The sequence below is a fragment of the Streptomyces sp. SAS_281 genome, from assembly GCF_052542855.1.
Window position 1 is genome coordinate 34795 of sequence record NZ_JBMNDO010000066.1, and the last position, 8308, is coordinate 43102.

Below are 8308 nucleotides of genomic sequence, written 5' to 3' on the forward strand. Positions count from 1 at the left end.
GTCATTCCCTCCCCGGGCGCGGTGGGTTAATTTCGGGCCACTGCTGCCGCTCCCCACCGCTCCATCACGAACCCTCCCGGGCGGAACCACATGACTCGCGCCATCACCCTGCACAACGTCAGCAAGGCATACGGACGGTCCCAGCGCGCCGTCGACCAGCTCTCGCTCTCCATAGACCCGGGCGAATTCGTCGTCCTGCTGGGCCCCTCGGGCTGCGGCAAGTCGACCGTGCTCCGCATGATCGCCGGCCTGGAGGACACCACCGAGGGCGAGATCCTGCTCGACGGCGAATCGGCCAACCACCTCACCCCGCGCGAACGCGGGATGGCCATGGTCTTCCAGAACTTCGCGCTCTACCCGACCATGACCAACCGGGACAACATCGGCTTCCCGCTGAAGCTGGAGAACCCGCGCCTGGACCACACCGAACGCATCGAGAACACGGCCAGGATGCTCGGCATCGAGCGCATTCTGGACCGCCGCCCCGGCCAGCTCTCCGGCGGCGAGCGCCAGCGGGTCGCCATGGGACGGGCGATCTCGCGCCAGCCCTCCGCCTTCCTCATGGACGAGCCGCTGTCCAACCTCGACGCGAAGCTCCGCAACCATCTGCGCGCCGAGATAGCCCAGCTCACCAAGGAACTCGGTGTCACCACCGTCTATGTGACCCACGACCAGGCCGAGGCCATGTCCCTGGGCCACCGGGTCGCCGTCATGCGGGGCGGGATCCTCCAGCAGGTCAGCCCGCCGCGCGAGGTGTACGCCCTGCCGGAGAACGTGTTCGTCGCCGCGTTCATCGGGACGCCCCGGATCAACCTCCTCCAGGCCGTGGTGCACGCGCCCCTGGAGGGCCGGATGTCCATCGACCTGGGCCGCCAGCGCCTCCCGCTGCCCGAACCGCTCAGTCCCGACCACCAGCTCCTGCGCATCCAGCAGGGCCGCCCGATCATCGTCGGCCTCCGCTCGGAGGCGGTCCGGATCGCCCCGCCCAGCCACGCCCGCCCCGGCGAGGTCGCGCTCAGCGGCATCGTGGAGCACGTCGAGTACCAGGGCCACGAGGCGCTGGTCCACCTCAACACCGGCTCCCGGCCCGCCGTCGTCCCCGAGCTGGAGTCGGCCCGCCCCGACCGGGGCCCCGTGCGCAGGCGCCGGGGCGGCCAGGGCGGCGCGGGGGTGCTGGAGCGGATCAAGGAGCGCGCCAGCTCCTACGTCGGAGGGTCCGTCGCCGTCCTGGACGCGCCGGAGGCCGACGACCTGCCGCCGGGCATGCACAGCCCGGACCGCCCCGCCGTCACCGCCAGCGACCTCGTCGTGCGGACCGGGCCCGACATGATGCTGCGCACCGGCGGCCAGGTGCCCCTCCTGGTCGACCTCGCGCACCTGTACGTCTTCGACCACCAGGGCCGCCGCATCTGCCCGCTGCCGAAGGACGTCCCGGGCCTGGACATGTAGGACGGTGCCGGGCACGGCACGTGACGGGGGTCTCCGGAGGGTCTCTGGCGCCAGAAAACTAACAGCGCTAGTTTGGGCTCCGGACGATCCCGTCCGTCACCGTGCCCGGGAGGAACAGCGATGAAGGCCCACGACGGTATGTACATCGGCGGCGCCTGGCGGCCCGCCGCGGGAACGGACACGATCGCGGTCGTGAACCCGGCGGACGAGCAGGTCATCGGCCACGTCCCGGCCGGCACCGCCGAGGACGTCGACGCGGCGGTACGCGCCGCCCGTGCCGCCTTCCCCGGCTGGGCCGCCACCCCGCCCGCCGAGCGCGCCGCCCGCATCGCCGCGCTCCGCGACGTGCTGGGCGTCCGCGCGGAGGAGATCGCCGAGACGGTCACCGCCGAGCTGGGCGCCCCGCCCGCGCTGGCCGTCTCCGTGCACGCGGGCCTCCCGGTCCTGGTCGCCGGGACGTACGCCGAGCTCGCCGCCACGTACGCCTTCGAGGAGCGGCACGGCAACTCCACAGTGTACCTGGAGCCCGTGGGCGTCGTCGGCGCGATCACCCCGTGGAACTACCCGCTGCACCAGATCGTCGCCAAGGTGGCCCCCGCGCTGGCCGCCGGCTGCACGGTCGTCCTCAAGCCCGCCGAGGACACCCCGCTCACCGCCCAGCTCTTCGCCGAGGCCGTCGCCGAGGCCGGGCTGCCCGCGGGTGTGTTCAACCTGGTCACCGGCCTCGGCCCGGTCGCCGGCCAGGCCCTCGCCGCGCACGAGGACGTCGACCTCGTCTCCTTCACCGGGTCCACCGCGGTCGGCCGGCGGATCGGCGCCACGGCCGGCGGCGCGATCAAGCGCGTCGCGCTGGAACTGGGCGGCAAGTCCGCCAACGTGATCCTGCCCGGCGCGGACCTCGCCAAGGCGGTCAACGTGGGCGTCGCCAACGTGATGTCCAACTCCGGCCAGACGTGCAGCGCCTGGACCCGGATGCTGGTCGACGCGGAGCGGTACGAGGAGGCCGTGGCGCTCGCGGCGGCGGCCGTCGCCAAGTACGTGCCCGGGGACCGGGTCGGCCCGCTCGTCAACGCCAAGCAGCAGGCCCGGGTGCGCGGTTACATCGAGAAGGGCGTCGAGGAGGGCGCCCGCCTCGTCGCGGGCGGCCCCGACGCCCCGCTGCCCACCGGCTACTACGTGAGCCCCACGGTGTTCGCCGACGTCACCCCGGAGATGACGATCGCCCAGGAGGAGATCTTCGGCCCCGTCGTCTCGATCCTGCGGTACGAGGACGAGGACGACGCGCTCCGCATCGCCAACGGCACCGTCTACGGGCTGGCGGGCGCCGTCTGGGCCGCCGACGACGAGACGGCCGCGGCCTTCGCCCGCCGGATGGACACCGGCCAGGTCGACATCAACGGCGGCCGCTTCAACCCGCTCGCGCCCTTCGGCGGCTACAAGCAGTCCGGCGTCGGCCGCGAACTCGGCGCCCACGGCCTGTCCGAGTACCTCCAGACCAAGTCCCTCCAGTTCTGAGAACCCTGCCCAAGCCCCGTACGCCCACCGATCGCGCCCATCGATCAGCAAGGAGCAAGTCCGTGGTCCGCGCCGCCGTACTGCCCGCCGTCGGAGCTCCGCTGGAGATCACCGACATCGTCCTGCCGGAACCCGGCCCCGGCCGGGTGCGTGTCCGCCTCGCCGCCGCCGGGGTCTGCCACTCCGACCTCTCGCTGTCCAACGGCACGATGCGGGTGCCCGTCCCCGCCGTCCTGGGCCATGAGGGCGCCGGCACCGTCGTCTCGGTCGGCGAGGGCGTCACCCATGTCGCCCCGGGCGACGGCGTCGTCCTCAACTGGGCGCCCTCCTGCGGCAGCTGCCACCACTGCGGGATCGGTGAGGTGTGGCTCTGCGCGGCCGCCCTGGCCGGCGCGGCGGACCTGCACGCCCGCACGGCCGACGGCACCGACCTGCGCCCCGGGCTGAACGTCGCCGCCTTCGCCGAGGAGACCGTCGTCGCCGGGAACTGCGTGCTGCCCGCCCCGGACGGCATCCCGCTCACCGACGCGGCGCTCCTGGGCTGCGCGGTGCTCACCGGGTACGGCGCGGTCCACCACAGCGCCCGGGTCCGCGTGGGGGAGTCCGTGGTGGTGTTCGGCATCGGCGGCGTCGGTCTCGCCGTGCTCCAGTCGGCCAGGATCGCGGGCGCCTCGCAGGTCATCGCGGTGGACGTCTCACCGGAGAAGGAGGAGCTGGCCCGCCGCGCCGGCGCCACGGACTTCGTCATCGCCTCGGAGACCACGCCCCGCGACATCCGGAAGCTCACCGGGGGCCAGGGCGCGGACGTGGCCGTCGAGTGCGTGGGGCGGGCGGCCACTATCCGGAGCGCCTGGGAGTCCACCCGGCGGGGCGGCCGCACCACGGTCGTCGGGATCGGCGGCAAGGACCAGCAGGTCACCTTCAACGCCCTGGAGATCTTCCACTGGGGGCGGTCCCTGACCGGTTGCGTCTACGGCAACAGCGACCCGGTCCGCGACCTCCCGGTGCTGGCGGACCACATCCGGGCGGGCCGCTTCGACCTCTCCATGATGGTCACCGAACGCATCGGCCTGGACGGCATCCCCGCCGCCTTCGACAACATGGTCGCGGGCAAGGGCGGCCGGGCCCTGGTCGTCTTCTAGGGCGTGTTCCGAAAGTCCCGCACTCCACGGTGGGCGGGCTCCAGCCGCGCGTACTGCAGCTCCAGCCCGTCCACCAGTGCCCGCAGCCCGGTCTCGAAGGCCCCCTCGTCCACCTGCTGCCGCCGCTCGGCCAGCAGGTGCGCCTGGCCCAGGTGCGGGTAGTCGGCGGGGTCGTACGCCGTCTCGTCGTCCACGAACCCCCGGGCGAAGGAGCCGAGCGCCGAGCCGGTGATGAAGTAGCGCATCAGCGCGCCGATGTACGTGGCCTGGGCGGGCGGCCACCCCGCGCGCACCATGGCCCCGAACACGGCGTCCGCCACCCGCAGGCCGGCCGGGCGGCGTCCGGGCCCCTGCGCGAGCACCGGGACGATGTGCGGATGCGCGGCGAGCGCCGCCCGGTAGGAGACCGCCCAGTCGTGCAGCGCGGCCCGCCAGTCCCGGGGATCGGACTCCTCGAACATCGACAGATCGACCTGCGCCGAGACGGCGTCGGCGACCGCGTCCAGGATCTCGTCCTTGTTGCGGAAGTGGTTGTACAGCGAGGGCCCGCTGACCCCCAGCTCGGCCGCCAGGCGGCGGGTCGACACCGCGTCGAGCCCTTCGGCGTCCACGAGGGCGCTCGCCGTCTCGACGATGCGTTCTCTGCTCAGGAGGGGCTTGCGCGGGCGGGCCATGCGGCACATAGTAGGCCCTGCGATCTGAAAACTAGCAGTGCTAATTAAAGCGGAGGGTGCGGCCGATGAACCTGGAGCTGAGCGAGGAGCAGGAAGCCGTACGGCAGCTCGCGAAGGACTTCGTCACCCGCGATGTCGCCCCGTACGCGGCCGAGTGGGACCGGTCCGAGAGCGTCGACAAGTCGATCGTGAAGAAGCTGGGCGCCCTCGGCTTCCTCGGCCTGACCGTCCCCGAGGAGTACGGCGGCTCGGGGGGCGACCACCTCGCGTACTGCCTGGTGACCGAGGAACTGGGCCGGGGCGACTCCTCGGTGCGCGGGATCGTCTCGGTCTCCCTCGGCCTGGTCGCCAAGACCATCGCCGCCTGGGGCGACGAGGAGCAGAAGCGCCAGTGGCTGCCCGGGCTGACCTCGGGCGACGCGGTCGGCTGCTTCGGGCTCACCGAACCCGGCACCGGCTCGGACGCGGGCAGCCTGGCCACCCGGGCCGTGCGGGACGGCGCGGACTACGTGATCAACGGCAGCAAGATGTTCATCACCAACGGCACCTGGGCCGACGTGGTGCTCCTCTTCGCCCGCACCAACGACACCCCCGGCCACAAGGGCGTCTCCGCCTTCCTGGTCCCCGCCGACGCCCCCGGCCTCACCCGCCGCACCATCCACGGCAAGCTCGGCCTGCGCGGCCAGGCCACCGCCGAACTGGTCCTGGAGGACGTCCGGGTGCCCGCGAGCGCCCTGATGGGACCCGAGGGCAAGGGCTTCTCCATCGCCATGTCCGCCCTGGCCAAGGGCCGGATGTCGGTGGCGGCCGGCTGCGTCGGCATCGCCCGGGCGGCCCTGGACGCGGCCGTCGGATACGCGGGCGAACGCGAGCAGTTCGGGAAGCCCATCGCGGGCTACCAGCTCGTCCAGGAACTCATCAGCGACATCTCCGTGGACGTCGAGGCCGCGCGCCTGCTCACCTGGCGGGTCGCCGACCTCATCGACCGGGGCCAGGACTTCGCCACCGCCGCGTCCCGGGCCAAGCTGTTCGCCTCCGAGGCCGCCGTCCGCGCCGCCGGCAACGCCCTCCAGGTCTTCGGCGGCTACGGCTACATCGACGAGTACCCGGTCGGCAAGCTGCTCCGGGACGCCCGCGTGATGACGCTCTACGAGGGCACCAGCCAGATCCAGAAGCTGATCATCGGCCGGGCCCTGACGGGGGTCTCCGCGTTCTGAGTACCGTATGAGTATCCGTACGGATGTGGCGTGGATCATAGTGCCGGATGCTGACCCCCATGAGTGAGACGACACCGGTCAAACAGCAGACCACCTCCGCCTACTTCGGGCAGGCCGTCGCGTCCTTCGGGATCGCGATGGCCGCGGTCACCCTCGGGATCTACTTCCTCGACGCCGACGCCTGGGTGCGGGCCTTCCTCGCCATCGGCGTCCTCTACCTGGTCACCTCCTGCTTCACCCTGGCCAAGGTCGTCCGGGACCGGCAGGAGGCGGGCCAGCTGGTCAGCCGGGTCGACCAGGCCCGGCTGGAGAAGATCCTCGCCGAGCACGACCCCTTCCAGAAGCTCTGAGCCCCGCCGAGGTTGCCCTAAGCGCTTGCTCAGGATCGGGGTATGGTGTGCGTCCTGTTGACTGAGAGGGGCGAGCGACGATGAGCACGGCGCAGGAGACCGACGCCGAGGACCCGCCGTGGGCCGAGGTGACGCCCGAGGCCGCCCGGCGGCTCCTGGTCGCGGCCGTCGACGCCTTCGCCGAGCGCGGGTACCACGCGACCACCACCCGGGACATCGCGGGCCGCGCCGGAATGAGCCCCGCCGCGCTCTACATCCACTACAAGACCAAGGAAGAGCTGCTCCACCGGATCAGCCGGATCGGCCACGACCGGGCCCTGGCCGTGCTGGAGGCCGCCGCCGACAGTGACGGCACGGCCGCCGAACGGCTCGCCACCGCCGTCCGCTCCTTCGTCCGCTGGCACGCCGAACGGCACACCACCGCCCGCGTGGTCCAGTACGAACTGGACGCGCTCGGCGAGGAGCACCGCACCGAGATCATCGCGCTGCGCCGCAGGACCGACGCGGTGGTGCGCCGGATCATCGGCGAGGGCGTCGCCTCCGGCGAGTTCGACGTACCGGACGTGCCGGGCACCACGCTCGCGGTGCTGTCGCTCTGCATCGACGTGGCGCGCTGGTTCAACGCGCAGGGCAGCCGGACGCCCGACGAGGTGGCCGAGCTGTACGCCGGCCTGGTGCTGCGGATGGTCGCCGCCGGGCGCTGAGTACGGTCACGCCCCCGGCCTCCTCGTGAGGCCGGGGGCGTTCGCGTACGCACGCGGGCTCAGAAGTAGTAGCGCGACACCGACTCGGCGACGCACGCCGGCTTGTCGCCGCCCTCGCGCTCGACCGTCACGACGGCGGTGATCTGCACGCCGCCGCCCGCCTCCTCGACGCTCTTCAGGACGGCCGTCGCGCGCACCCGCGAGCCGACGGGGACGGGGGAGGGGAAGCGCACCTTGTTGGTGCCGTAGTTGATGCCCATCTTCGCGCCCTCGACCGCCATGACCTGCGGGACGAGCACCGGCAGCAGCGACAGGGTCAGATAGCCGTGCGCGATGGTCTTCCCGAACGGTCCGGACGCCGCCTTCTCCGGGTCCACGTGGATCCACTGGTGGTCGCCGGTGGCGTCGGCGAACAGATCGATCCGCTTCTGGTCGACCTCCAGCCAGTCGCTGTACCCCAGCTGCTCGCCCACGCCGTCCCGCAGCTCCTGCGCGGACTCGAAGATCCTCGGCTCAGCCATGTCCCTGGTCCCTGCCTTCCCGCTCTGCCGTCCATCGACCACGCTGTCTAAGCGCTTGCTCAGCATCCTTGGCGGGTGCGTTCCTGTCAACGACGGACCGGCCGGGCACCGGCCACGTAGGCTTCGACGGGTGCCCCAGATCCCGCAGACACTCCATGAACTCACCGTCGGCCAGCTCTCCGCGCGCAGCGGCGCCGCCGTGTCGGCCCTGCACTTCTACGAGGCCAAGGGCCTGATCAGCAGCCGCCGCACCAGTGGCAACCAGCGCCGCTACAGCAGGGACGCCCTGCGCCGGGTCGCCTTCGTCCGCGCGGCCCAGCGGGTGGGCATCCCGCTGGCCACCATCCGCGAGGCGCTGGCCGAACTCCCCGAGGAGCGCACGCCGAACCGCGACGACTGGGCGCGCCTCTCGCACGCCTGGCGCTCCGAACTGGACGACCGGATCAAGCAGCTGGGCCGGCTCCGCGACCACCTCACCGACTGCATCGGCTGCGGCTGCCTCTCGCTGGAGACCTGCGTCCTGTCCAACCCGGACGACGTCAACGGCGAGAAGATCAGCGGCTCGCGCCTGATGCCGGAGCGCAAGGCGGCGGAACGGGCGCCGGCGAGCCGTGAGCCGGCGGAGAGCGTCGAGGGCTGCTCCCTCGCCACCGGCTACATGAGCGACGTACCCGGCATGGACCTCTTCGGCGGCGGCGCCTGGAAGGACGTATGGGCCTTCGTCCTCCTCATCGTC

8 protein-coding genes and 1 pseudogene are annotated in these 8308 nt (G+C 72.3%); 7 read left to right on the plus strand and 2 right to left on the minus strand.

Features of this window, described 5'->3' with window-relative positions; genetic code table 11:
• Nucleotides 1–90 precede the first annotated feature (90 nt).
• The 3 genes from ACN6LM_RS23605 to ACN6LM_RS23615 all read left to right on the plus strand — a co-directional run bounded on the left by ACN6LM_RS23605 (nucleotide 91) and on the right by ACN6LM_RS23615 (nucleotide 4106).
• Nucleotides 91–1449 carry an ABC transporter ATP-binding protein gene (locus ACN6LM_RS23605; protein ID WP_445067383.1) on the plus strand — a complete coding sequence of 453 codons (1359 nt, stop codon included), beginning with the start codon at nucleotides 91–93 and terminating at the stop codon, nucleotides 1447–1449.
• A 120-nt stretch (nucleotides 1450–1569) separates the two neighbouring features.
• Nucleotides 1570–2964: an aldehyde dehydrogenase family protein gene (locus ACN6LM_RS23610; protein ID WP_445067384.1), complete on the plus strand. Its 1395-nt coding sequence runs from the start codon at nucleotides 1570–1572 to the stop codon at nucleotides 2962–2964.
• Nucleotides 2965–3026: 62 nt separating this feature from the next.
• Entirely contained in the window at nucleotides 3027–4106 is a 1080-nt protein-coding gene (locus ACN6LM_RS23615) for a Zn-dependent alcohol dehydrogenase (RefSeq protein ID WP_445067385.1), read from the plus strand.
• Here ACN6LM_RS23615 and ACN6LM_RS23620 read toward each other — a convergent pair.
• Complete coding sequence (locus ACN6LM_RS23620; RefSeq protein ID WP_445067386.1) at nucleotides 4103–4780, minus strand: TetR/AcrR family transcriptional regulator; 678 nt, start codon at nucleotides 4778–4780, stop codon at nucleotides 4103–4105. The genes ACN6LM_RS23615 and ACN6LM_RS23620 overlap by 4 nt on opposite strands.
• 65 nt (nucleotides 4781–4845) lie before the next feature.
• Here ACN6LM_RS23620 and ACN6LM_RS23625 point away from each other — a divergent pair, with 65 nt between their 5' ends.
• The 3 genes from ACN6LM_RS23625 (at nucleotide 4846) to ACN6LM_RS23635 (ending at nucleotide 7051) form a co-directional block, all read left to right on the plus strand.
• Entirely contained in the window at nucleotides 4846–5997 is a 1152-nt protein-coding gene (locus tag ACN6LM_RS23625) for an acyl-CoA dehydrogenase family protein (RefSeq protein WP_445067387.1), read from the plus strand.
• A gap of 59 nt (nucleotides 5998–6056) precedes the next feature.
• The gene (locus tag ACN6LM_RS23630) at nucleotides 6057–6347 is read left to right on the plus strand and encodes a YiaA/YiaB family inner membrane protein (protein WP_164398473.1); all 291 of its coding nucleotides are present in this window, start codon (nucleotides 6057–6059) and stop codon (nucleotides 6345–6347) included.
• A gap of 80 nt (nucleotides 6348–6427) precedes the next feature.
• Complete coding sequence (locus tag ACN6LM_RS23635; protein ID WP_164398472.1) at nucleotides 6428–7051, plus strand: TetR/AcrR family transcriptional regulator; 624 nt, start codon at nucleotides 6428–6430, stop codon at nucleotides 7049–7051.
• A 59-nt stretch (nucleotides 7052–7110) separates the two neighbouring features.
• On the opposite strand, the gene ACN6LM_RS23640 is transcribed toward ACN6LM_RS23635, so the two are convergent.
• Entirely contained in the window at nucleotides 7111–7572 is a 462-nt protein-coding gene (locus ACN6LM_RS23640; protein WP_445067388.1) for a MaoC family dehydratase, read from the minus strand.
• A gap of 130 nt (nucleotides 7573–7702) precedes the next feature.
• Between ACN6LM_RS23640 and soxR the strand changes: the two are divergent.
• Nucleotides 7703–8176, plus strand: a pseudogene (soxR, locus tag ACN6LM_RS23645) (redox-sensitive transcriptional activator SoxR); the annotation flags it as partial.
• Between the last annotated feature and the right edge of the window lie 132 nt (nucleotides 8177–8308).